The following is a 21973-nucleotide window of genomic DNA, read 5'->3' as shown; positions in this document are numbered from 1 at the left end:
AGGTTCAGCTTCTACGCAAAAGGCCGCCGTACGGCCGGCTGTAGCGTGGACTCTGCGAGTCCGCGCCTGCTAGAACTGTGGCCCCATTCGCACCGGCGCGGACTCGCAGAGTCCACGCTACGGCTTGCCAGCCGTAGGTTTGCCCCATGAAGCTGCCCAATGCCCTTTCCAACCTTTCGGAGTGGACCGACCACCTGTTCACCCGCTATTCGGCTCGGCGCGGCTGGCTGCGCCCCCTGCAAATCGACGCCTACCGCAGCTACGGCACCGCCCGGAAGTTCTACATCAAAGGCCGCCTGCTGGCCGACCCCGGCCTGACCGCCGCCACCGCCGCCGACTCGCGCTGGCGCAATTTCCGCAGCATGGTGCGCCGCTTCAACAGCCGTGAAGTGGCCGCGGCCGACCTCGTGGCCGAACTGCCCGACGGCAGCCAGCACCTGGTGAGCACCGACGACGAGGGCTACTTCACCCTCGTCATCGAGCCGCAGGCCCTGCCCGCCCCCGTCGACTTCCTCTGGTACCCCGTGCCCGTGCGCGTGGCCCGGCTGCCCGCGTTTCTCAAGCTGCCCGCCGAGGCCATCGCCACCCAGGCCCACGTGCTGGTGCCGCCCGCCAGCGCCGAGTTCGGCGTCATTTCCGACCTCGACGACACGGTGTTTGAAACCAGCGCCACCAACCTGGTCAAGATGCTGGGCCGCGTGCTCTTCAGCAATGCCCAATCGAAACAGCCTTTCGAAGGGGTGGCTGAGTTCTACCGCCGGCTCCAGCACGGCCGCACCGGCCAGCCCGACAACCCCTTCTTTTACGTGAGCAGCAGCCCCTGGAACCTCTACGACTTGCTGGCCGACTTTCTGAAGCTGCACGACATTCCCACCGGCCCGCTCCTGCTGCGCGACCTCAGCATTGCCCGGCCCAAGGCCCCCGTGCCGGCCGGCATCACGGGCTCGGCCGCCATCCACTTCGCCCACAAGCTCCACGAAATCGACGACATCCTCACCACCTACCCCCAGCTGCCCTTCGTGCTGCTCGGCGACAGCGGCCAGGAAGACGCCCGCATCTACCGCGAAGTGGTGCGCCGCCACCCCGGCCGCATCCGGGCCATCTACATCCGCGACGTACAGGTGCCCGAGCGGGCCGCGCTGGTCGGCCCCATCATTGAGGAATTGGGCCGCGAAGATGTGCCCATGCTGCTGTCGGTCGATTATGCGGACGCCGCAGCCCACGCGGCGGGGCTGGGACTGGTAGCGCGGACCGTATAGTCCGCGCTACCAGCCCTTATTGCACAGCCACCAGAATCAGGTTCACCAGCACCATGCCCACCAGGTGGTAGCTGCCCGTGATGAACCCGTAGAGAAACGGCCGCGGAATATTCGGGTTGATGGCAATGTTGACGGTATTGGTGAACAGGTAGCCCAGCCCCACCACCAGCGCAAAGCCCAGCGCCGGGCCATACGCGGCAATGTGCAGCGCCCGCAGCAGCACCGCGCAGGTAATGGTGATGATGAGCGCGCACACCGCCGGCCCCACAATGAAAATGGGCTGCTGATTCTGCCCGGTATCGGGCTCGTTCTCCTTGCCCAGCGACACCCGGTACAGCTTCGGGAAAAGCAGCAGGTACCACAGCGCACCCAGCAGGAAATACGCCACGAAGGCTAGCAGCACACTCAGCCAATGAACGGCGGTCAGGGCATTAACAAACATAGAAAACGGGGAAATGGGGTTGAAAAAGAGTCCTTGTCACTTGACTCTGCAAAGGTCCTCCCCGCCCCTGACAGCCCTATGTCAGCAGCTATTCGGGCGCGCCAAAAAAATCGTAGGCCCGCCGGGCCAGCGCGCGCAGGTGCTCGCGCAACGCGGGCGGTTCCACCACCGTGATGGCCCCGGCGTAGGGCAGCAGCCAGGCGGCCAGGTAGGGAAACGAGCCGATGAGCAGGGTCATTTCCAGGCGGCCATCGGGCAGCGGCCGCTCCTGCGTCCAGCCATACTGGCGCTTGGTGTCGTGCAGCTGCTGGGCCAGGTCCGGCGCCACGGCGGCGGCCTCGAAGCGGAGCACCACCTTTTCCTTGCCTCGCCGGGCGGCCTCGGCGGCCCAGTAGTGGGCCAGGGTTTCGGGGCGGGCCGCGAAGGTTTCGGCCCGCAGCTCCAGGTGCTCGATGCGGTCGAGGCGAAACTCCCGGAAGGCTTGCCGTAGCCGGCAATACGCCACCACGTGCCAGTGCCGGCTCCGGTACAGGCCGATGGGCTCCACGTCGCGGGTGGTTGGTTCGCGGCTGTCGGCGGCCTGGTAGCGCAGGTGCACCACCTGGTGCGCGGCCACGGCCGTCACCAGCGGCTGGTAGGCGTTGGGACGGTCGGCCGGGTCGCGCGGCCCAAACACCTGGATGTGCGGGCCCAGGGTTTCGAGGTGGTCGCGGTCGGCGTGGCGCAGCACGGCGCGCAGCTTGTCCATGGCCGCGCCGCTGAGTTGGGCCGTGGGCGCGTCGGTGAGGCGGGCGGCCAGCTTTTCGGCCGTGAGCAGGGCCGTGGCTTCCTCACGGGTAAACATGACGGGCGGCAGCCGGTAGCCCTCGGCCAGCGAGTAGCCCACCCCCGGCTCGCCAAACAGCGGCACGCCGGCCAGCTCCAGCGTGCGCAGGTCGCGGTAGATGGTGCGCAAGCTCACCCCAAACCGCTCGGTCAGCGCGGGGCCGCTCACCACGCGCTTGGATTGGAGCTGGATGAGGATGGCGGTGATGCGGTCGAAGCGGTTCATGGGGCCGCAAAATAGGACGGTCAGGCTATGTGAAGCGGCTATTCATGTTCTATGGCAACAACGGCCAGGGGACGCCCGCATCTACGGCCGCATAGTGCGCCGCCGAATTGACCTCCGGCAGCAGCCCACATGGCGAGGCGGGGAATGGTATCGTGTAAAATCGGGCTACCTTGTGGGTCTGTTTCTACCCGCTTTTAATTATGTCGCGCCAGGCAGTCCAACGCTATCAGAACGAAATTGCCCAACTCATTCACTACGGGGGCACCGCCAAAGAATCTGCCATTAGCGGCGCATTTGAGCGCCTGCTAAATGAGTATTGCCGCCAGAAGGATTTTCTGCTGGTGCCCCAGCTCGATTACAAGGCCATCAAGGGCAACATGATTCGGCCGGATGGCACCGTGAAGGATGCCTTGCGCCTCAGCTGGGGCTACTGGGAAGCGAAGGATACCGGCGACGACCTGGACGAGGAAATCCAGAAGAAATTCGCCAAAGGCTACCCGCAGGATAACATTCTGTTTGAAGATTCGCGCACCCTGGTGCTCATTCAGGCGGGCAGCGAGGCCGGGCGGGTGCTACTGGACGACGACGCGGCGACTGACCGCCTGCTGGGCCAGTTCCTTAATTACGAGCGGCCCGAGGTACGAACGTTTCGGCGGGCCATCGAGCAGTTTCGGCAAGACCTGCCCGGGGTGGTCGGGAGCCTGCGCAACGTGATTGAAGCGGCCGAAAAAACCAACGCCAAGTTCAAAACCAAATTAGCCGATTTCGTGGTGCTGGGCCAGGACAGCATCAACCCCGATTTCGGGGCGAGCGAAGCCCGCGAGATGATGATTCAGCACATTCTCACCGAGGACATCTTCAACCGGGTGTTTGATGAGACGCAGTTTCACCGCGAGAATAACATTGCTCACGAGTTGGAGCAGGTCATCAATACCTTCTTCACCGGCTCTACCCGGCGCGACACCTTGGAGCGCATCCGGCCCTTCTTCGACGTCATCAATGCCCAGGCCTCCGGCATTGCCAGCCACAAGGAGAAGCAGAAATTTTTGAAGGTGGTGTACGAGAACTTCTACAAAGCCTACAACCCCAAAGGGGCCGACCGCCTCGGCATCGTGTACACGCCCAACGAGGTGGTGCGCTTTATGATTGAAAGCACCGAACACCTCACCGAGAAGCATTTCGACAAGCTGCTCGGCGACAAGGGCGTCGAAATTTTGGACCCGGCCACGGGCACGGGCACCTTTATCACGGAACTGCTGGAATACCTCCCCAAAAAGACCCTGGCCCACAAATACCAGCACGAGCTGTACGCCAACGAGGTAGCCATTCTGCCTTACTACATCGCCAACCTCAACATCGAGTACACCTACAAGCAGAAGATGGGCGCCTACGCCGAGTTTCACAACATCTGCTTCGTGGACACCCTTGACAACGTGGGCTTTCAGAAAACCCGGCGTGGGCAGCTCGGCCTCAGCTTCGGCCTGGGCCTGGAAAACGCCCAGCGCATCAGGCGCCAGAACGAGCGGGAACTATCCGTCATCATCGGCAACCCGCCTTACAACGCCAACCAGCAAAACGAGAACGACAACAACAAAAACCGCACTTACAAGGAGGTCGACAAGCGCATCAAGGACACGTACATTGCCCGCAGTACCGCCCAAAAAACCAAGCTCTACGACATGTACGCCCGGTTTTTTCGTTGGGCCAGCGACCGGCTGGCCGATAAGGGCGTGCTCACTTTCATCACCAACAGCAGCTTCATTCACTCGCGTACCTTCGACGGCTTCCGCAAGTCGGTGGCCGATGAGTTTTCCGACATCTACCTCGTGGACCTTGGTGGCGACGTGCGGGCCAACCCCAAGCTCTCGGGCACCAAGCACAATGTATTCGGCATCCAGACGGGCGTGGCCATGGCCTTTTTTATCAAGCAGCCCAAGCGCAAGGGCCAGCTTGCCAAAATTCACTACGCCGGCCGCCCCGCCCTGGAAACGGCTGCCGACAAGCTTACCTTCCTCCACGAAACCAGGTTTAAAGCCCTCGATTTCGACCGCATCAAGCCCGACACCAAAGGCAACTGGCTGGGCCAAACGGACAACGACTGGGAAAGCCTGGTGCCGCTGATTGATAAGGAAACAAAAGGCGCGAAAAGTATTGCGGGGGAGCGGGCTCTGTTTCGACACTATGGTACCGGCATTAATTCAGGTCGAGATGAATGGGTTACGGGAGAGACTGTAGAAACTGTGGCTGAGAAAATGCGATATCTTATTGATGAATATGACAAGCCGGGCGTTAAGCATGTATTCGCTTCCGATGTTGCACTCACCTTCAAATGGTCCCGCAACTTGAAAAGCAAGTTGGACAAAGGTGGACGGGAACCCCTTGATAAGAGGCGCATCGTTCCTTACGATTACAGGCCTTTCGTGAAACGATTCATTTATCGTTCGTCGGTTTTTGTTGACGAACAAGGTCTGTTTGGTAAAAAAATCGGCGCGACTGGTACTGTGATGTTGTTGACTGGCCCTAATTCAGCAAAGCCATTCATGGTCTGCACAGCAGAAGTTGCAACAGATTACCATTACGTAGGAGCTGGTGCTAGCACGCAATGCATTCCACTCGATTATAAGAACACAAACGGCGACAAACAAGCCAATATCACCGCTTGGGGCCTTGCGCAATTCCGCACACACTATAGCGACGCCAGCATCAGCGGGGAGCAAATATTCCACTACGCCTACGCCGTACTGCACGACCCTCACTACCGTGTCGCCTACGCCCAGAACCTGAAACAAGATTTCCCCCGCCTGCCCTTTTATCCGGACTTTGCAACCTGGAGCGCTGGTGGTGCGCAGCTTTTAGCACTCCACATTAATTACGAAAAAGCTGAACCACACCCGACTCTAAAACGTACCAGCGGAAACCAGCGGAAACCAGCGGAAACCAGCGGAAACCAGCGGAAACCAGCGGAAACCAGCGGAAACCACGCCTCAAGGCGGACCCGGCTGCCGGCACTATTGCACTTTTCGAGGACGACGTCATTACCGGCATTCCCGAAGCCGCCTGGCGCTACCGCCTCGGCAACCGCTCGGCTTTAGAGTGGGTGCTCGACCAGTACAAGGAACGCACGCCCAAGGACCCCACTATCCGGGCGCACTTCGACACCTACCGCTTTGCCGACCACGTTGAGCAGGTTGCCGACCTGCTGGCCCGCGTGTGCACCGTGAGCGTGCAAACCATGGAAATTGTGGATGCGCTGGCGGCGCAGTCGCCATTGAAGCCGTCGGCCTGACAGCTTTGAGCCGCCGCCGGGCTATGGGCGAAGACCCTGATTTTGGGAGAAAATTACCAGCACCAACATGGAAGCCGTCGTTGCCGAATTCGAATTGTACGTCCAGTTTGAGCGCCAAAGCCAGACCCCGCAACGCGTGTTCAAGGCCATTGCCGACCTGGTAACCGCCTTCACGAAATTCGATGAGTTGCTGGCGCAGTCCATTCTGCCCGAGCTACACGCCGAACTGATTCTGGACGACGTCGAGGCTGGTTCCATCCGCTCGAAGCTGGCCATCCTGGTGCGGGGCATCCCCGACGAAGCCATCCAGGGCTTCGACTGGAAAAAGTTGGTCGGCCATTTTTTGCTCAAAGCGAAGTACCAGCTCTTGAAGCTGCTCGAAGGCAAAACCGGTTTCACCGATGCGCAGGAAATCGAAAACCTGCGCATCGCCCTGGAATCGATGGCCCCCACCGAAACCTTCAACCCCTTGATGGTACCCGGCCAGCTTTCCACCCTCAAGCTCGTGGGGTTGATGGAGGACATCGTGCGGGCCGCCGCGCTGCTGCGGCCCGGCGACTACGCCGACTACCGGTCGTCCGTCGGGAATGCCCGCCTCAATCCCGGCTTCGATACCTCAAACCTGCGGGCGCTGCTGGCCACCAGCACCGAAACGTCCGAAAACGAGTACCTAGTTAAAATCAAGCGGCCCGATTTTATGGGCGAAGCTATGTGGGAATTGGTTTTGAAAAACCACACCATTCCCGCCAAAATGGCCGATACGGCGTGGTTAGAGGAATTCCACCAAGGCCGGGTCGATGTTCGGCCCAACGACTACCTCAGTATTCGATTACGCACCGACACTACGTTTCAGGGCAACTTTGGCAACCCGCAACTGCATTACACGGTGCTCAAGGTGCTGGGTGTAAAACGCTTTTAGCGCCGGCTCGCTCCGCGCCCGGTCCTTTTCCAAATGCCCAGCTTGGCACCTACAACAAGGTCCGCAAAGACCTCGACGCCCTCAAGAACAAGCTCGACGCTGCCGAAAAGCTGCTGGCCAAGAAATCGAGCTCCACGCTCACCGGCGTGGGCCAGAAATACACCAAAGACAGCGATGGGTGCGAGCAGTGCGGCGGCGTGCGCGAGAGCGAACGCCAGAAAGCCGGACCCAAGCCCGAAACCGCCCCCAAAGCCTAGCATCATCCGCTTATCATTCGAAAAGCCCGCTCCGGTCTGGAGCGGGCTTTTTAGTTGGCCACCCGGCGCAGGAAGTAGTCAGAGCCGAGGCGCAGAAGAGCTGCCAGGCCGGCAGTTAGCGCGGTTGGTGGCCTGCCTGCCAGTAACGGGCCACCAACAGCAAGCCCACCCACTAACCTCCGGCAGCCTTGCCCCGTACTCCCAAACTCAACTATTTTCCTATTCTCATGCTAAAGCCCTTTTTCGTAGCCAGTGCTTTTGCGCTCAGCCTGGCCGCCTGCAGCCAGGAAAAAACCGCCGAAACCACCACTACTTCCGCGCCCACCGAAACCGCGCCCGCTCCGCCGGCCCCCGCGCCTGGCGTGGAGCGCAGCGAAGCCACTGCGCCGCCCGCTGCCCCGGCTCCCGCGCCGGCCCCGGCCGCGCTTTCCACCCAGGCGGGCCCCAGCGGCACCCAGGTTTCGCTCACCAAGGCGCGCGTCGTAGGCGATATTCTGAACGTGGAGCTGCAGTTTGCCCTGCCGCCCGGCACCACCAACGGCGCCTACACCCACGCCGAAGTCGACCAGATTAACTACATCGACGACGCCACTTCCCGCAAATACAACGTGCTCAAGGACCAGCAGGGCCAGTACATGGCGCTACCGCTGAACAGCAACGGCAAAATACTCGACATCACCGCTCACAAAGACGCGCCCGCCATCGTCACGCTGAAATTCCCGGCCCCGCCCACCACCACTTCCACGGTGTCGATTAGCATTCCGGGAGCCAGCTCCTTCGACGCCATTCCCGTGCAGCGATGAGCCGCGTCGTTTTTCAGGCGGCCTTGGTTGCCGCCGCATTGCTGACCAGCAGCTGCTCCGAGCAAAAAGCACCGTCGTCGGCCGAACGGTCCGCGCCGGTCCCGCCGCCGCCCCCGGCCGAGGCTGCACCCACTCCGGCCGCTGCCGGGCCGGGCCCCGCGCCAACGGCTTCACGCCCCGACCAGGGGCAGAAGCTCACCGGCCAGGTGAGCGACTTGTCGGGGGCGGCCAGCGACCTGGGCGGCAAAATGACCGACATGGGCCTGGTTATCAATTTCGACACCGACGTACTGTTCGATTTTGATAAAGCCGACATCAAGCCCGGCGCCGCGCCCACCCTCGAAAAGCTGGCCCAGGTAGTGCGCGAGTACACCAAAAGCCGCGTCGTTATCAACGGCTACACCGATGCCAAGGGCGACGATGCCTACAACGTGTCACTCTCCCGTCGGCGCGCCCAGGCCATTGCCAACTGGCTGACGCAGCACCAGGCCGGCACCGCCGGCCAGCTGCAGGTGCAGGGTTTTGGCGAAGCCAATCCCGTGGCCCCCAACACCAATTCCGACGGTTCCGACAACCCCACCGGCCGCCAGCAGAACCGCCGCGTGGAGGTCATCATTTCCTGAAATAAAGCTGCCGAAGCTGGCAGGACGAGTACCCCGAAGCTACGCTTCGGCCGAACGACACCCAAAAAGTGCTACAAACAACGGCCTGACGCGGGCCGAAGCGGAGCTTTGGGGTACACTCGGGTAGCTCCTCGGCAGCCGGTTCCTACTGGCTGCTGTTCGTGTGGTCGGCCACCACCTTCCACTGCCCGTCAAACTGCCGCAGCACCAGTAGGAAATACCCCTGCACGTCGCCGGCCGCCGGCCGGGCCAGATGCCAGTGGCCCACCACCTGGGCCGCGCCCGGCGCCAGCACGGTGATGCGCAGCCCGCTGAAATCGAGCTTTCCCATGGCATCAGCATTGGGGTAGCCCTTTTTGTAGTTATCCAGCGTCTGCTGCCAGCCATAGGTCGGGCCTTTGCGGCCGATGAACACCAGTGAGTCCGATTGCCAGTAGCCCTGCATGAAGCCGGGGATGTCGCCCCGGTTCCAGGCCGCCGTTTGTGTCGTCAGCACCTGCCGGATGGCGGCGGCATCCTTTGCGTCGGTCCGTGGCATAGGGCGCGGCGCTTGCTGCGCGCGGCCGGTGCCCACGCCCAACGTGAGCAGGGCAGCCACTGCTACTAGGGGCTGAAATTGCTTTTTCATAGCTATTTATTGAGGAGCAGTTTGACGTATGACGTGCCGCCCAGGCGACGCATATTGCGCAGCACCCGCTGTTGCTTGGCCCGCGCCACCGGCCCCGGGTTCGAGGCCCGGAAGCGCAGCGGGTTGGGCAGCACGCCGGCCAGCAGCGCGGCTTCGGCGGGGCTCACCTCGCTGGCGTGCTTGCCGAAGTAGCGCAGGCTGGCGGCCTCCACCCCGAAGGTGCAGTCGCCCATCTCGGCCACGCTCAAGTACATCTCCATAATGCGCCGCTTGTTCCACAAAAACTCAATCAGCACCGTGAAATAGGCCTCAGCGGCCTTGCGAACGTAGCTGCGGCCCTGCCACAGAAACACGTTTTTGGCCACTTGCTGCGAGATGGTGCTGCCGCCCACCACGGGCTTGCCCTCGGCGCGGTTCCAGTTGCGTTTGGCGGCTTGGGTGAGGGCGTCGAAGTCGAAGCCGTGGTGAATAAGGAAACGCTGGTCTTCGGCCGCCACCAGGGCCAGCGGCACGGCGGGCGCCACCTCGTCCAGGGTTCGGAACTGGTAGTTGATGTGGCGCGGGTCGGGCTGGATGCCGTAGTATCCCAGCCCCACGGGGGCGTGGGCGCGTCGGTCGAGCATCAGCCACGTAGCGGGCGGGGCCACCCAGCGGTACATCAGCACCCAAGCCACCGAGGCCAGAAACAGGGCCGCCACCACTTGCAGCAGCAAACGCCCCGCCTGTTTGAGCAATATCGAAAAATCAGGAATCAGTTTGGCAGATGACATTGGGGCAAAAGTAGCGTGGCGCGCGGGGTTTCGGCTTTCCCGCCTACCTTCGGCCGCTTCCTGGCTTTACGCAGGAACAAGCCCGCCTAAACACTATGGCCAGGCTTCGCTGTTACCCCCTGCCTTCCTTTGCATTTCCCTACTCCCCATCTCCCCATTCCATGGCCCGCCTGCTGCCACTTTTCCCGCTCAATCTGGTGGTTTTTCCGGGCGAAAAGCTGAACCTGCACATCTTCGAGCCGCGCTATCGCCAGCTGGTGCGCGAGTGCATTGAGCAAAACGCCACCTTCGGCATCCCGCCCTACCTCGACAATTCCCTTAGCGAGCTGGGCACCGAAATGCGCCTCGTGAGTGTGGAGCAAACCTATTCCAGCGGCGAGCTTGATATTCGCACCAAGGCCGTGGGCGTGTTTCGCATCAATAAATTCTACCGCCAGGCGCCCGGCAAGCTCTACGCCGGCGGCCTCATCGAAGACGTGGTGCAGGACGAAGAAGCCGACCCGCTCCTGCGCGACATCATCACCCGCCAGGTGCGCCAGCTCTACGAAGCCCTCGGCCTGCGCAAGCTCTTATTGGAGCTGGCCCCCGACTACAGCATTTTCGACGTGGCCCACCACATCGGCTTCAGCACCGAGCAGGAATACCAGCTCCTGGCCACCACCAGCGAGCAGGAGCGGCAGGAAATGGTGCGCGAGCACCTCGACACCATCCTGCCCGTCGTCCTCGAAACCGAGCGCCTCAAGGAGCGGGTGCGGCTGAATGGCCACTTCAAAAACCTCACGCCACCCAACTTTTAATCTTTTGTCGTTGCGAGTGGAGCGCAGCGCAACGCGGCAATCCGTCCTCCTAAAACCAGCACACCCTTTTACCAGAAAGCCCCGGCACCGCAATGGTACCAGGGCTTTTTCACATTACCAGGTTCATCGCTGCTAACAGGACGGATTGCCGCGTTGCGCTGCGCTCCACTCGCAATGACCAGTGGGCGTTACTGCTTCAACCCGGCCGGCACGCCCTGCGGGTATTCCGCCGCGATTTCCTTTTCCAGCTCGCCGATGCGGTTGCCGGGGTCGGGGTGGGTGCTCAGGAATTCCGGGGTGGAGCTACGGCCGCCGGTCTGCTCCAGCATTTTCATCACCTGAATCATGGCGCGGGGGTCGTAGCCGGCCTTAGGTGTGAAATCGACGGCAATCTTGTCGGCTTCCAGCTCGTCTTCGCGCCCGAAACGCAGCGTCACCACCTTGGCAATGGCCGCTGCCACCGCCGCCTTGGCCACCGAGCTGCCGGGGCTGTTGGGGTCGTACGAGGCAATGGTGGCCGCGCCGGCTAGGCCCTGTGTCAGGTTCGACTTGGCCACCTGCGCGGCCGAGTGGCGGCCCACTACGTGGCCGATTTCGTGGGCCAGCACCCCGGCCAGTTGGGCTTCCGAGGTCAGGTTTTTGAGCAGGCCCTGTGTGATAAACACCTGCCCGCCGGGCAGCGCAAAGGCATTGATGGTCTTGTCATCGGCCAGCAAATGAAACTGGAACCGGTAAGGCGTTTGGCCGGCTTTGGTGCTGGCCACTATTTTCTGGCCCACCTGCTGCACGGCAGCCGTGGCGCGGGCATCGGAGCTTTCGCCGCCGTACTGGGCGGCCATTTCCGGCGCGGCCTGCACGCCCAGGGCAATTTCCTGGTCGGCACTCATGTTTACGTGCTGGGTTTCGCCGGTCACCTCGTTTTTGGAAGTGTTGAAGAAATACCCAAAAAGGGACACCGCCGCCACAATGATGGCAATGATGAAGCGGAGATTGAGTCGCATAGCTAGAAAGAAAAGGGTTAGGGGAAAAGCGCGAGCCGGACCTTGCGAAGGCCGGTTCGCGCTTTTAACGCACCCTTTCCGTTCTGGTTATTCTTATCCGGTTTTCGGGTTGGCCGAACGATTACCCCAAAGCCATGCTTCGGCTTGCGGCGGAGTCGTTCCACGGGCCGAAGCACCGCTTCAGGGTACCCGTTCTTAGTTCACCTGGCCTTCGCCACCGGTCATGCTCAGGCCGGCGTAGGCCGCCGCGGCGGTATCGAGGTTCAGCCACTGCGAGCGGTAGCCGGCCCCGGCCGGACCGTGCAGATACACCACGCTGCCGCCCCGAATGGTTTTCACAATAGCCGCCGTTTCGGCCACGGGCAGCGCCGGGCAGCCCTGGCTGCGCCCCAGCCGGCCGTGGGCTTTCACGAAGTCCTCGCACACGTAATCGGCCCCGTGCACCACCACGGCGCGGCTTTCAGCGTTGGAATTGAAACCGGGGTCGAGGCCCTGGATTTTGAGCGACAGGCCGTGCTTGCCGGTGTAGGTGGTGGGCGCCGTGCGGTAGAAGCCCAGGCTGCTCATTTCGGAGCCGTCGCGGTTTGAGAAGGCCACCGGCACATCGCCGCCGCTGGCTTTGCCGTGGGCCACCAGCGTGTGAAACAACACCTTGGCGTGCGCCACGTCAATCACCCACAGGCGCTTCTGCTGGCTGGGCCGGCCAAAATCGATGAGCGTGAGCACCGGCGGACTGCCGGCCCGGTGGCTGTCGCGCCGCAGGTTATAATAGCCCACCAGCCCCTCCCGAAACACCGGCAGCGTCAGCCCCGTGTCGGCCAGCTTCAGCTTAGCATACAACAGCGCAGCTTGCTGCTCAAAAGCCGCCTGATAATAAACCCGGCGTGCCGGCTCCGGCAGCGCTGCCACAGCCGCCGGCACCGACTGCGCCGCGGCCGGCCCCGCCGTAATCCCAGCGCCCAGCAGCATCCCAACGATTGTTCTAGCCTTCATTGCTAACACCGAACGATTATATTTCTAATTATTCCCGGCAAGAGCTTTATACAGCATCGTGCCAAATTTAGTGCTTAGTTTCGTCAATTTCTACGTCACCCTACTGCTGCATTTTGCTGCAATTGCCCATGTCCAGGTTTCCCAGCATCACCGTCCGCTCGTGCGGTTTCCTGCTTTTGGCATTTAGCGGGCTGTGGATGGGCGGCTGCGGCCACGCGCTGCCGCAGCTCCCGGACTTCGACGCTCCCACCTGGCGCGCCGACCCTTATGCCTGCCGCAACCAGCGCCGCGCCGCCGTGCCGGCCCTGGTGCGCAGCAAGGAGCAGCTCTATGAAGCCCGCGCCGACGACGTAACCACCCTGCTCGGCCAGCCCGATGAGGAAGAGTTACGCGCCGGCACCGAAAAAGTGTACTACTATTACCTGGAGCCTGGCAGCCAGTGCGAAGGCCGGCACGCCCGTTCCGGCGCCGCCTGCCTCAGCCTGCGCTTTGGTCCGCTGGGCACGGTGACGGAAGTGCTGACGGACCCGCTGTCCCCTACCCCATAATCCCAAAAAAGCCCCGGCAATAGTTATTGCCGGGGCTTTTTTAGATATACTGGACGGTAAAAATCAACCTAGGCCATTGCCCGAGTTAGCGGGCGCAGCCGCGGGCTGGCCATTGCTTTGCTGCAGCTGGCTGAGCTGCGACGGCGTGAGAATGCGGCTGCACTCCTGCTCGTATTGGGCTTCCAGCTCGGCGGCTTTGGCCGCGCGGGTGGTTTCGTCGTTCTTATACGCCCTGTTGATGCTCCCCAGGCCGGCGAGCTTGGTGCGGTTCAGCGGCAATAGTTTGAGATACTGGCCCTCATTGAGGTGCAGACGGTTCATCATCTCGCGGGTGGCGGCTGCGGCCTCCTGGTTGATGGCTTTACCAAAATTGGGGTGCTCACTGAGCCGGTCCGACATTTGCGCATTGGCCGAATGCGCGGCAGAGAAGAGGAAAAAGGCGAGTAGAAGGGCGAACAATTTAGACATAACAATTATCTTTTTGACCTGAAAATTTCGAGGCTTCGTTGATAACGCCCGCAATATAAAGTTTAGTTTCTGTTTTATCTTTTTTTTCTTATAGCGCGATTTTCTTCATCTTGCCTTAATACCAAAAAAGCGGCTCCTGACGGAGCCGCTTTTGAGAAACGTTCTGGGAAGGAAATAAGGGCTAATCGAGGCTGGCAACCGGCATGTGGTCGGGGCTTTTGAAGTACTGCATGGCCACGAGCGAAGTGATGACGCCGGTCATCGTGCCGAGCAGGATGATGCCCAGGCCGCTGATGAGCACCCCCAGGTCGGCCCCAAACAGGTCGCGGGCCTCAATGGCCGTAATTGCCGCCTTGCTGATGCCGCCCAACAGCCAGAAAAACGCGCCCAGCATCACCGACGCCACAATGGCCGTGATAATGCCTGTGCTAAAACCCTGGAAGTAGGAAAGGCGGTTGCGGCGGTAGCGTTTCAGGCGCATAATGGCCATCACAATACCGGCAATCAAAATGACAATGTCGAGCGTGCCGGCTTCAATTTTGTCGAGGAAGCCGGCCAGCGCGGCAATGCCCGTGTACGCAATCAGGACCACGCCCGTGAGGATGCCCATGCGCAGGCCATTGTTTTCGGAGGTCAATTCGGTATCAGCCATGGCGGAAATGCGGTTAGGATGAAGGGATTTGGCCGGCGACACCGGCTTGCTGCTATTTTATACTAGCCCGAAGGCCGGGAGGTTTTGCCCCGGCCGGAAATACCTGACGTCCGTTCACATTTCCGTCGTTATCGGGCACTAATTGGCAGATGCGGGAGTTATTTTCGCTAAGCCCGGCAACTAGTTGGGCAATACGGATTCCGGCCCGGGTCCTGTTGCGTAATTTTGCAGGCGGATGCGCTTCGCAGCGTGTCTTTTGTAAGCCCCTATTTTCTGATTGAATGATTTCCACATCCAATGTGAGCCTGCGCTACGGCAAGCGCGTGCTGTTTGAAGACGTCACCGTTAAATTCCTACCCGGCAACGTGTACGGCCTCATCGGGGCCAACGGGGCCGGCAAGTCCACGTTCCTGAAAATCCTGTCGGGCGAAATCGAGCCCAACACCGGCTCGGTGGAAATGCCCGCCGGCCAGCGCCTGGCCGTGCTCAAGCAGAACCAGTTTGCCTACGACGACCAGCAGGTGCTGCAAACCGTGATTCAGGGCCACCAGCGCTTGTTTGCGGTGATGCAGGAAAAGGACGCCCTCTACGCCAAAGCCGATTTTTCGGATGCCGACGGCGAGCGGGCCGCCGTGCTCGAAGGCGAGTTTGCCGACCTCGAGGGCTGGAACGCCGACTACGAAGCGGCCGAGCTGCTCTCCGGCCTCGGCATCACCGAGGACAAGCACTACAGCTTGATGTCGGACCTGGGAGCCAGCGAAAAAGTGCGCGTGCTGCTGGCCCAGGCTCTTTTCGGCAACCCCGACGTGCTGCTGCTCGACGAACCGACCAACAACCTCGACGCCGAGAGCGTGCTCTGGCTGGAAAACTTCCTCGACTCGTTCCAGAATACGGTGATTGTGGTGAGCCACGACCGCCACTTCCTCGACGCCGTGTGCAACTACATGGCCGACTTGGACTTCTCGAAAATCACGATGTATCCCGGCAACTACTCGTTCTGGTACGAGAGCAGCCAGCTGGCCCTGCGCCAGCGCCAGGACGTAAACAAGAAGACCGAGGATAAGCGCAAGGAGCTCGAAGAGTTTGTGCGCCGCTTCTCGGCCAACGCCTCGAAATCGAAGCAGGCCACCAGCCGCCAGAAGCTGCTGCAAAAGCTGACGCTGGAAGAAATCAAGCCTTCGTCGCGTCGCTATCCCTACATCGCCTTCAAGCCCGAGCGCGAAGCCGGCAACCAGCTGCTAACGGTAGACGGCGTGAGCAAGGCGGTGGACGGCCAGTCGGTACTGAAAAATGTGTCGTTTACGCTCGATAAGGGCGACAAGGTGGCCATCGTGGGCCGCGACGACCGGGCGGCCTCCCTCCTGTTCGACATCATTTTTGGCGAAGCTCAAGCCGACAAGGGCGAATTTAAGTGGGGCACTACCATCACGCCCAGCTACTTCCCTAAGGAAAACAGCGCTTTCTTCCAGGCCGACAACATGAACCTAGTGGACTGGCTGCGGCAATACTCCGTGGACAAGGACGAGAGCTTTGTGCGCGGCTGGCTGGGCCGGATGCTGTTTTCGGGCGAGGAATCGCAGAAGAAGCCCAACGTGCTGAGCGGCGGCGAGAAAGTGCGCTGCATGCTCAGCAAGATGATGCTGGAAAGCGGCAACGTGCTGGTGCTGGATGACCCCACGAACCACCTGGACCTGGAAAGCATTCAGGCCCTGAACAACGGCTTGAAGGAATTCAGCGGCTCGCTCATCTTCGCCTCCCACGACTTGCAGTTCATCGACACGGTGGCCAACCGCATCATTGAGCTCACGCCCGACGGCATCATCGACCGCCGCATGAATTACGAGGAGTACCTGGCCGACGAAACGCTGAAAGCCCAGCGTCAGAAAATGTACCAGTTGGCTTAAGTATTCGACGAATGGCAGAACGATGGACGGGGTAAAATTCGTTAGTTCATCAACCGTTAATCCGTTCATCGTCAACTTTCATTTCTCATTCCGCTTCTCTCCATGAAACGTCATTTGCTCCCGTTGCTGCTGCTGGTGGGTGTGGCCTGGCTGCCGGCCCACCGGGCTCAGGCCCAGGACAAGCCCGTGCTGAACTCGGCGCCTCCCGGCCCGCCGCCCGTGCAGCCGCGCCCCGCGGAGCCCACGCCGGCCCCGACCGCACCGGTGCCCACCGCCCCGGTGCCAACGGAGCCGCAGCCCGAAACGCGCCCCACGCCCGATGCGCCGTCCGGCCTGGACTTTCCCAACCGCCAGACGACCAAAGCCGGCGGCGCGGAAAGCCGGCCGGCCACCAAAAAATTCCTTTACACCAACGTGGGCCTGGGCTTCGCGTCCAACGGCGGGCTGAACCAATTCAATGTGAGCGCGGCCCCCTCGCTGGGGTACCGGGTCACGGATAAGTTTGCCATCGGCCCGGGCATTTCCTACGCTTACAGCAGCTTCAGCCTAAGCAACAGCGCTACCAATGCCGGCTATGTTCTCAACCGGCAGGGCGATAAGAGCATTAGTTCGAGTAGCCTCGGCTTCAAGGCCTTTGCGCAGTACATCGTGTACAAGGAATTCTTTGTGCACGCCGAGTACGAAGTCACCAACGCGGAACTGATTGACTATGACGGCAATAACGGCTATTTCAAATACAAGCGCACCGTGACCACGCCACTGGCCGGCATCGGCTACCGCTCCTACCTGGGCGAGCACGCGGCAGTCGATATTGTAGGGCTTTACAACTTTGACAGCTCCGTTTTTTCGCTGTATCCCGGGTTTGTGCTGCGCTTCAGCTTCCTGTTCGACATCGGGAAATAGTGCTTTCAACGAACACAAAAAAGCCGTGCTGATTGCTCAGCACGGCTTTTTTGTGTTTTTAAAGTTAACCCCGTAGGGTGCGCTTTAGACGGCGCTTCGGCCGCTAATGACGCGCAGCAGGATGGCGATAATCGCAATGACCAGCAGGGTATGGATGATGCCACCCGTAAAGAAGCCCCCGAAGAAGCTAACGGCCCAGATGATTACGAGAATGACGGCGATGATATACAGGAGGTTGCCCATGGCTAGCGTGAGTGAAGGAGGTGAAAGAAACAAACTATGCGGCTTTGTACGCGGGTGTTTGTAAAAGGATATATTAATTGAAAAAAAAGTTGGTAACCCGCAAACAAAACGGTGGTTGCACACCCCGCCGTAGCTTTGCGACGCCTGGCAACCGGCCGGCATTTGTATTCCCACCCACTCTTTTGTTATTCGTTATGAACGTCGCCGTTATCGGTTCTGGCACCATGGGCAATGGCATTGCCCACGTATTTGCGCAGCACGGCTTTGCCGTGGCCCTCATCGACATCAGTCAGCCGGCGCTGGACCGGGCCTTGGGCACCATCACCAAAAACCTCGACCGCCAGGTGGCCAAAGCCACGCTGAGTGAAGACGACAAAACCGCCACCCTGGGCCGTTTGAAGACGTTTACCTCGCTGGCCGAAGGTGTAGCGGGCGCCGAGCTGGTGGTGGAAGCCGCCACCGAAAATGTGGACCTCAAGCTGCAAATCTTCCGCGACCTGGACCAGCACGCGCCGGCCGGGGCTATTCTGGCCTCGAATACTTCGTCGATTTCCATTACCAAAATTGCGGCCGTGACCAAGCGGCCGGCGCAGGTTATCGGCATGCACTTCATGAATCCGGTGCCGGTGATGAAGCTGGTGGAGGTAATTCGCGGCTACGCCACGTCGGACGAAGTGACGCAAAAGGTGATGGACCTCTCGCGCCAGTTGGGCAAAACGCCGACCGAGGTGAACGACTACCCCGGCTTCGTGGCCAACCGCATTCTGATGCCCATGATTAACGAGGCCATCATCACGCTGTTTGAGGGCGTGGCGGGCGTGGAGGAAATCGATACCGTGATGAAGCTGGGCATGGCCCACCCCATGGGCCCGCTGCAACTGGCCGATTTCATTGGCCTCGACGTGTGCCTGGCCATTCTCAGGGTGTTGCACGAGGGGCTGGGCAACCCCAAATACGCCCCCTGCCCCCTGCTGGTGAACATGGTGATGGCCGGCCGCCTGGGCGTGAAATCGGGCGAGGGCTTCTATCAGCACACGGCTGGCTCGAAGGAATTGGTGGTGGCCGCGCGGTTCCGGAAGTAGGCTGCTGTTGAGCCTTTCCAAAACGTCATGCTCACCTCCTACTGTAAGGAATAAACCCCGGCCGCGTCTACCGCGTTGTTACCAACAACAACGAATCAACATCCTACCCATGCAACATGCAACATTTGGCGCCGGCTGCTTCTGGTGCGTCGAGGCCGTATTTCAGAACCTGAAGGGCGTGGAGAAAGTGGTGTCCGGCTACGCCGGCGGCCGCATTGCCAACCCCACCTATAAAGAAGTGTGCAGCGGCCTCACCGGCCACAACGAGGTAATTGACATCACCTTCGACCCGGCCGTTATCAGCTACAAGGAACTGCTCGAAATCTTCTGGAAAACCCACGACCCGACCACGCTCAACCGCCAGGGCAACGACGTGGGCACCCAGTACCGCTCGGGCATCTACTACCACAACGAGGAGCAAAAGCAATTGGCCGAGGAGTATAAAAAGAAGCTCAACGACAACCACGCCTTCCCCAACCCGGTGGTGACGGAGATTCTGCCCGCGCCCACCTTCTACCCCGCCGAGGACTACCACCAGAACTACTTCAACCTGCACGGCCACGAGCCCTACTGCCAGTTTGTGGCCCGCCCAAAGGTGGATAAGGTGAAGGCACTGTTCGGCGAGAAGCTGAAGGCGGGGGTATAATTCCCTTGCTTTGTTTCCGTAAAAAAAGCCCGCTGGTTAGCGGGCTTTTTTTGTTGTTAGCGCTTAAGCAAGTGCTGTTCCACAACTAACGTGCTTGCCCTTTCCAGTCAATCTGCTTCACGGTATCGGCGGAAAAACGATGAGGCGGGGTAAACCAACTGTTCACGATGCTGATATAAACTGGAGCCACGTAGCCACCTTCGCTGGAGCGCCGAAACTCGGCTTCGGCCAGTTGGTCCTCACGGTCGCCCGTATCCAACTTGGCTAATAATACCCGGTGGGTGCGACCGAACCAGCCGCCCAGACGGGTATAATAGATATTGGTGGTCCAATAAGAAGGTTTGCCTTGCCGGTCCCAGCCGCCCCAATCGACATGCTGCTCCGTTTCCAGCTCCATGTATGTTCGCTCGTCGGCATGCACCAGATAGCTATGCTCAGACGGATTAGCTGGCGCTACCCAAGCATATAAACCGTATGCTATGCATGGCAGCAGGATGAGCTTGATAGCTCCGCCGCTACAGCCCAAGCAGCCGTCTAAACTCATCTTACTACGGCATTACACACTCACCCCAAAGTCCCGCAACGCGTCGTTCAAACTCGTTTTCAAATCCGTGCTGGGCTTGCGCTGGCCGATAATGAGAGCGCACGGCACCTGGTATTCGCCGGCCGGAAACTGCTTGGCGATGGAGCCGGGAATGACGACCGAGCGCGGCGGCACGTAGCCGCGGTACTCCTTGGGCTCGGAGCCGGTGACGTCGATGATTTTGGTGCTGCCGGTGATGGTCACGCCCGCGCCAATCACGGCCTCCTTGCCAATGCGGCAGCCTTCAACCAGAATGCTGCGTGAGCCGATGAAGGCGCCGTCTTCGATGATGACGGGAGCTGCTTGCACGGGCTCAAGCACGCCGCCGAGGCCCACGCCGCCGCTCAGGTGCACGCCCTTGCCTACTTGGGCGCAACTGCCCACGGTGGCCCAGGTGTCCACCATCGTGCCCTCGCCCACGTAGGCGCCAATGTTGGTGTAGCTGGGCATGAGGATGACGCCGGGGGCCAGGAACGCGCCGTAGCGGGCCACGGCGGGCGGCACCACACGCACCTGCTGGCCGGCGTAGTCGGTTTTGAGCAGCATTTTGTCGTGATACTCGAAGGGGCCGACCTCCTGCGTGCTCATCTGGCGGATGGGGAAGTAGAGAATCACGGCCTTCTTCACCCATTCGTTGATGGTCCACTCGCCGCCGTCCTCCGTAGGTGGGGTGGCCACGCGCAGGCGGCCCTTATCAAGCTCTTCGATGACGTGCTCGATGGCGGCTTTGGTTTCGGGGGTTTGGAGCAGCGCGCGGTCGGCCCAGGCGGCTTCGATTTGGGTTTGCAGGTCAGCCATCGGTTAAGGCGAATGAATAGAGATGAAAAGCGGGCCGTTGGGGCCGTAGCTATTATTGGAAGCCGCAAAACTACCATCTTTGAAGCGTGTTTGGCTCCGGTTCGTCTCAGGTAAGGGTATTGCTGGCTTCGGTGTTGAAGCCCGTGGACGATACCCGCATGCGAGGCAAGTTTGCCGAAACCCTGCGGGAGCGGCCCAATGTGCAGGTTCACATTGCCGGCCGGGCGGCGGCCAATGTCCAGCCGCCCAGCCCGGCTGCAGCAAAGGGCCAAGTCGGGCAGCATCCCATTTTTCAGGGCTCGCGCCTGAGCCTGGGTCGGCTGGTGGCGCAGTGGCGCTACTGGCAGCTGCTCCAGAAGCTGCGACCAGCCCTGGTCATCGTCCACGCGCCGGAACTGCTGCCGCTCACGCTACTGTGGCAACGGCTGGGCACAGGCCGAAAGTTTATTTACGATATCCGCGAAAATTACGCCCTCAATGTGCGCACGCAGCGCGTGTACGGCGGCCTCGCGCGCCGCGTGCTGGCGGGTGGCCTGCGCTGGGTCGAAACACTGGCGGCCCAAAATGGCTCGGCCATCATTCTGGCCGAAGCCAGCTATGCCGACGAGCTACCGTATTTGCGCCCGCAGCCGGCCGGCCGCGTGCTGGTGCTCGAAAACAAGTACCAACCGACCCCTAACGAGTCATTCGCGCCGCACTCGCTACCCGCTCCGGGCCAACCGCTGCGCCTGCTCTACTCCGGCACCATTTCGGAACTGAACGGCGTATGGGATGCCATTGCATTAGCCCGGCAGCTGCGCCCGGCCTGGCCCGGCGGGGTGCAGCTCACCATCATCGGCTTCTGTCAGCAGCCCGATTTGCTGCGGCGGCTGCAGGAAGCCGTGGCCCAACACGCAGACTGGCTGAAGCTGACTGGCGGAGCCGACATGGTGCCGCACGCGAAAATTGTGGCCGAAATAGGCCTTAGCGACATCGGCCTGCTGCCCTACCGGCCGCACACCAGCACCGAGCGCTGCCGGCCCACCAAGCTGTTCGAGTACCTCGCCCACGGCCTGCCCATCCTGGCCTCGCCCAACCCACGCTGGCAGGCGCTCATTCGGCAGCACGGCGCCGGCTTGCCGGTCGACTTCGCGCAGCCGCTCGACGGGCCGGCGCTGGTAGCCGAGCTGAGACGGAACAATTTCTACCCGAACGGCATTCCGGCCGACGCGCTATGGGCCTCCGAAGGCAAAAAATTGTGGCTTTTGCTGGATTCTCTCGTTTAAACCGCCACCTTTGCGCCCATTTTGCGTCAATCATTCTGGTTGATTACTCATG

At 60.9% G+C, this 21973-nt stretch carries 24 protein-coding genes; 13 read left to right on the top strand and 11 right to left on the bottom strand.

The genetic code is table 11. The annotated features are described in order from the left end of the window. The first annotated feature begins 146 nt into the window (after nucleotides 1–146). The gene (locus Q5H92_RS05350; RefSeq protein ID WP_305010463.1) at nucleotides 147–1259 is read left to right on the top strand and encodes an App1 family protein phosphatidate phosphatase; all 1113 of its coding nucleotides are present in this window, start codon (nucleotides 147–149) and stop codon (nucleotides 1257–1259) included. Between the two features lie 16 nt (nucleotides 1260–1275). On the opposite strand, the gene Q5H92_RS05345 is transcribed toward Q5H92_RS05350, so the two are convergent. Beyond that, a complete protein-coding gene (locus Q5H92_RS05345; RefSeq protein ID WP_305010462.1) occupies nucleotides 1276–1701 on the bottom strand; it encodes a DUF1761 domain-containing protein in 426 nt (141 codons plus the stop codon). Nucleotides 1702–1789: 88 nt separating this feature from the next. Then, complete coding sequence (locus Q5H92_RS05340) at nucleotides 1790–2752, bottom strand: helix-turn-helix transcriptional regulator (protein ID WP_305010461.1); 963 nt, start codon at nucleotides 2750–2752, stop codon at nucleotides 1790–1792. Between the two features lie 200 nt (nucleotides 2753–2952). Between Q5H92_RS05340 and Q5H92_RS05335 the strand changes: the two genes are divergently transcribed. The 5 genes from Q5H92_RS05335 to Q5H92_RS05315 all read left to right on the top strand — a co-directional run bounded on the left by Q5H92_RS05335 (nucleotide 2953) and on the right by Q5H92_RS05315 (nucleotide 8640). Beyond that, complete coding sequence (locus Q5H92_RS05335) at nucleotides 2953–5844, top strand: type ISP restriction/modification enzyme (protein ID WP_369811117.1); 2892 nt, start codon at nucleotides 2953–2955, stop codon at nucleotides 5842–5844. Continuing rightward, nucleotides 5763–6038 carry a type ISP restriction/modification enzyme gene (locus tag Q5H92_RS05330; protein ID WP_440137018.1) on the top strand — a complete coding sequence of 92 codons (276 nt, stop codon included), beginning with the start codon at nucleotides 5763–5765 and terminating at the stop codon, nucleotides 6036–6038. The genes Q5H92_RS05335 and Q5H92_RS05330 overlap by 82 nt, the downstream gene beginning before the upstream one ends. A 67-nt stretch (nucleotides 6039–6105) precedes the next feature. Next, nucleotides 6106–6957 carry a hypothetical protein gene (locus Q5H92_RS05325; RefSeq protein WP_305010460.1) on the top strand — a complete coding sequence of 284 codons (852 nt, stop codon included), beginning with the start codon at nucleotides 6106–6108 and terminating at the stop codon, nucleotides 6955–6957. Between the two features lie 484 nt (nucleotides 6958–7441). Continuing rightward, the gene (locus tag Q5H92_RS05320; protein WP_305010459.1) at nucleotides 7442–8017 is read left to right on the top strand and encodes a hypothetical protein; all 576 of its coding nucleotides are present in this window, start codon (nucleotides 7442–7444) and stop codon (nucleotides 8015–8017) included. Then, nucleotides 8014–8640: an OmpA family protein gene (locus Q5H92_RS05315; RefSeq protein ID WP_305010458.1), complete on the top strand. Its 627-nt coding sequence runs from the start codon at nucleotides 8014–8016 to the stop codon at nucleotides 8638–8640. The genes Q5H92_RS05320 and Q5H92_RS05315 overlap by 4 nt, the downstream gene beginning before the upstream one ends. A gap of 145 nt (nucleotides 8641–8785) precedes the next feature. On the opposite strand, the gene Q5H92_RS05310 is transcribed toward Q5H92_RS05315, so the two are convergent. After that, complete coding sequence (locus tag Q5H92_RS05310; protein ID WP_305010457.1) at nucleotides 8786–9268, bottom strand: YybH family protein; 483 nt, start codon at nucleotides 9266–9268, stop codon at nucleotides 8786–8788. A gap of 2 nt (nucleotides 9269–9270) precedes the next feature. Next, nucleotides 9271–10038: a monofunctional biosynthetic peptidoglycan transglycosylase gene (gene mtgA, locus Q5H92_RS05305; protein ID WP_305010456.1), complete on the bottom strand. Its 768-nt coding sequence runs from the start codon at nucleotides 10036–10038 to the stop codon at nucleotides 9271–9273. A gap of 161 nt (nucleotides 10039–10199) precedes the next feature. On the opposite strand from mtgA, the gene Q5H92_RS05300 reads away from it, so the two are divergent. Further along, nucleotides 10200–10835, top strand: coding sequence for an LON peptidase substrate-binding domain-containing protein (locus tag Q5H92_RS05300; protein ID WP_305010455.1), 636 nt, complete (start codon nucleotides 10200–10202; stop codon nucleotides 10833–10835). A gap of 188 nt (nucleotides 10836–11023) precedes the next feature. Here Q5H92_RS05300 and Q5H92_RS05295 read toward each other — a convergent pair whose 3' ends face one another. Together Q5H92_RS05295 and Q5H92_RS05290 are read right to left on the bottom strand one after the other, a co-directional pair. Then, nucleotides 11024–11836 (bottom strand): M48 family metallopeptidase, encoded by an 813-nt coding sequence (locus tag Q5H92_RS05295; RefSeq protein WP_305010454.1) that lies wholly within the window; start codon nucleotides 11834–11836, stop codon nucleotides 11024–11026. 195 nt (nucleotides 11837–12031) lie between these two features. Continuing rightward, the gene (locus tag Q5H92_RS05290; protein WP_305010453.1) at nucleotides 12032–12829 is read right to left on the bottom strand and encodes a murein L,D-transpeptidase catalytic domain family protein; all 798 of its coding nucleotides are present in this window, start codon (nucleotides 12827–12829) and stop codon (nucleotides 12032–12034) included. A gap of 128 nt (nucleotides 12830–12957) precedes the next feature. Between Q5H92_RS05290 and Q5H92_RS05285 the strand changes: the two genes are divergently transcribed. Next, nucleotides 12958–13377, top strand: a complete 420-nt coding sequence (locus tag Q5H92_RS05285) for a hypothetical protein (protein ID WP_305010452.1) — start codon at nucleotides 12958–12960, stop codon at nucleotides 13375–13377. Nucleotides 13378–13440: 63 nt separating this feature from the next. Here the strand turns inward: Q5H92_RS05285 and Q5H92_RS05280 are convergent, their stop codons facing one another. Further along, entirely contained in the window at nucleotides 13441–13845 is a 405-nt protein-coding gene (locus Q5H92_RS05280; RefSeq protein WP_305010451.1) for a hypothetical protein, read from the bottom strand. A 181-nt stretch (nucleotides 13846–14026) separates the two neighbouring features. Continuing rightward, nucleotides 14027–14497, bottom strand: a complete 471-nt coding sequence (locus Q5H92_RS05275; RefSeq protein ID WP_305010450.1) for a DUF4199 domain-containing protein — start codon at nucleotides 14495–14497, stop codon at nucleotides 14027–14029. 281 nt (nucleotides 14498–14778) lie between these two features. Here Q5H92_RS05275 and Q5H92_RS05270 point away from each other — a divergent pair, with 281 nt between their 5' ends. Next, entirely contained in the window at nucleotides 14779–16401 is a 1623-nt protein-coding gene (locus Q5H92_RS05270; RefSeq protein ID WP_305010449.1) for an ABC-F family ATP-binding cassette domain-containing protein, read from the top strand. Nucleotides 16402–16503: 102 nt separating this feature from the next. Further along, on the top strand, nucleotides 16504–17304 hold the full coding sequence (locus Q5H92_RS05265) for a hypothetical protein (protein WP_305010448.1): 801 nt from the start codon (nucleotides 16504–16506) through the stop codon (nucleotides 17302–17304). 84 nt (nucleotides 17305–17388) lie between these two features. On the opposite strand, the gene Q5H92_RS05260 is transcribed toward Q5H92_RS05265, so the two are convergent. Further along, a complete protein-coding gene (locus tag Q5H92_RS05260; RefSeq protein WP_208176736.1) occupies nucleotides 17389–17547 on the bottom strand; it encodes a lmo0937 family membrane protein in 159 nt (52 codons plus the stop codon). A gap of 194 nt (nucleotides 17548–17741) precedes the next feature. Here Q5H92_RS05260 and Q5H92_RS05255 point away from each other — a divergent pair, with 194 nt between their 5' ends. Together Q5H92_RS05255 and msrA are read left to right on the top strand one after the other, a co-directional pair. After that, nucleotides 17742–18629 (top strand): 3-hydroxyacyl-CoA dehydrogenase family protein, encoded by an 888-nt coding sequence (locus Q5H92_RS05255; RefSeq protein ID WP_305010447.1) that lies wholly within the window; start codon nucleotides 17742–17744, stop codon nucleotides 18627–18629. A 109-nt stretch (nucleotides 18630–18738) separates the two neighbouring features. Continuing rightward, nucleotides 18739–19275, top strand: coding sequence for a peptide-methionine (S)-S-oxide reductase MsrA (gene msrA, locus Q5H92_RS05250; RefSeq protein WP_305010446.1), 537 nt, complete (start codon nucleotides 18739–18741; stop codon nucleotides 19273–19275). A gap of 85 nt (nucleotides 19276–19360) precedes the next feature. Here the strand turns inward: msrA and Q5H92_RS05245 are convergent, their stop codons facing one another. Both Q5H92_RS05245 and Q5H92_RS05240 read right to left on the bottom strand, forming a co-directional pair. Next, on the bottom strand, nucleotides 19361–19672 hold the full coding sequence (locus Q5H92_RS05245) for a hypothetical protein (RefSeq protein WP_305010445.1): 312 nt from the start codon (nucleotides 19670–19672) through the stop codon (nucleotides 19361–19363). Nucleotides 19673–19831: 159 nt separating this feature from the next. After that, nucleotides 19832–20656 carry a 2,3,4,5-tetrahydropyridine-2,6-dicarboxylate N-succinyltransferase gene (locus Q5H92_RS05240; RefSeq protein ID WP_305010444.1) on the bottom strand — a complete coding sequence of 275 codons (825 nt, stop codon included), beginning with the start codon at nucleotides 20654–20656 and terminating at the stop codon, nucleotides 19832–19834. A gap of 86 nt (nucleotides 20657–20742) precedes the next feature. On the opposite strand from Q5H92_RS05240, the gene Q5H92_RS05235 reads away from it, so the two are divergent. Further along, nucleotides 20743–21921 (top strand): glycosyltransferase family protein, encoded by a 1179-nt coding sequence (locus tag Q5H92_RS05235; RefSeq protein ID WP_305010443.1) that lies wholly within the window; start codon nucleotides 20743–20745, stop codon nucleotides 21919–21921. Nucleotides 21922–21973: the final 52 nt, after the last annotated feature.

Source organism: Hymenobacter mellowenesis (assembly GCF_030581005.1).
Classification (GTDB): domain Bacteria; phylum Bacteroidota; class Bacteroidia; order Cytophagales; family Hymenobacteraceae; genus Hymenobacter; species Hymenobacter mellowenesis.
Note: the sequence above shows the minus strand (reverse complement) of the source record. Positions and strands in the feature narration are given on the sequence as shown.

Bases quoted from the DNA above. Each gene is read 5' to 3' on its own strand.
- Q5H92_RS05270 (WP_305010449.1), top strand. From the start codon at position 14,779: ATGATTTCCACATCCAATGTGAGCCTGCGCTACGGCAAGCGCGTGCTG.
- Q5H92_RS05300 (WP_305010455.1), top strand. From the start codon at position 10,200: ATGGCCCGCCTGCTGCCACTTTTCCCGCTCAATCTGGTGGTTTTTCCG.
- Q5H92_RS05280 (WP_305010451.1), bottom strand. From the start codon at position 13,845: ATGTCTAAATTGTTCGCCCTTCTACTCGCCTTTTTCCTCTTCTCTGCC.
- Q5H92_RS05350 (WP_305010463.1), top strand. From the start codon at position 147: ATGAAGCTGCCCAATGCCCTTTCCAACCTTTCGGAGTGGACCGACCAC.
- Q5H92_RS05265 (WP_305010448.1), top strand. From the start codon at position 16,504: ATGAAACGTCATTTGCTCCCGTTGCTGCTGCTGGTGGGTGTGGCCTGG.
- Q5H92_RS05315 (WP_305010458.1), top strand. From the start codon at position 8,014: ATGAGCCGCGTCGTTTTTCAGGCGGCCTTGGTTGCCGCCGCATTGCTG.
- Q5H92_RS05335 (WP_369811117.1), top strand. From the start codon at position 2,953: ATGTCGCGCCAGGCAGTCCAACGCTATCAGAACGAAATTGCCCAACTC.
- Q5H92_RS05275 (WP_305010450.1), bottom strand. From the start codon at position 14,497: ATGGCTGATACCGAATTGACCTCCGAAAACAATGGCCTGCGCATGGGC.
- Q5H92_RS05290 (WP_305010453.1), bottom strand. From the start codon at position 12,829: ATGAAGGCTAGAACAATCGTTGGGATGCTGCTGGGCGCTGGGATTACG.
- Q5H92_RS05295 (WP_305010454.1), bottom strand. From the start codon at position 11,836: ATGCGACTCAATCTCCGCTTCATCATTGCCATCATTGTGGCGGCGGTG.
- Q5H92_RS05255 (WP_305010447.1), top strand. From the start codon at position 17,742: ATGAACGTCGCCGTTATCGGTTCTGGCACCATGGGCAATGGCATTGCC.
- Q5H92_RS05285 (WP_305010452.1), top strand. From the start codon at position 12,958: ATGTCCAGGTTTCCCAGCATCACCGTCCGCTCGTGCGGTTTCCTGCTT.
- Q5H92_RS05240 (WP_305010444.1), bottom strand. From the start codon at position 20,656: ATGGCTGACCTGCAAACCCAAATCGAAGCCGCCTGGGCCGACCGCGCG.
- Q5H92_RS05320 (WP_305010459.1), top strand. From the start codon at position 7,442: ATGCTAAAGCCCTTTTTCGTAGCCAGTGCTTTTGCGCTCAGCCTGGCC.
- Q5H92_RS05325 (WP_305010460.1), top strand. From the start codon at position 6,106: ATGGAAGCCGTCGTTGCCGAATTCGAATTGTACGTCCAGTTTGAGCGC.
- Q5H92_RS05260 (WP_208176736.1), bottom strand. From the start codon at position 17,547: ATGGGCAACCTCCTGTATATCATCGCCGTCATTCTCGTAATCATCTGG.
- mtgA (WP_305010456.1), bottom strand. From the start codon at position 10,038: ATGTCATCTGCCAAACTGATTCCTGATTTTTCGATATTGCTCAAACAG.
- Q5H92_RS05310 (WP_305010457.1), bottom strand. From the start codon at position 9,268: ATGAAAAAGCAATTTCAGCCCCTAGTAGCAGTGGCTGCCCTGCTCACG.
- Q5H92_RS05340 (WP_305010461.1), bottom strand. From the start codon at position 2,752: ATGAACCGCTTCGACCGCATCACCGCCATCCTCATCCAGCTCCAATCC.
- Q5H92_RS05245 (WP_305010445.1), bottom strand. From the start codon at position 19,672: ATGGAGCTGGAAACGGAGCAGCATGTCGATTGGGGCGGCTGGGACCGG.
- msrA (WP_305010446.1), top strand. From the start codon at position 18,739: ATGCAACATGCAACATTTGGCGCCGGCTGCTTCTGGTGCGTCGAGGCC.
- Q5H92_RS05345 (WP_305010462.1), bottom strand. From the start codon at position 1,701: ATGTTTGTTAATGCCCTGACCGCCGTTCATTGGCTGAGTGTGCTGCTA.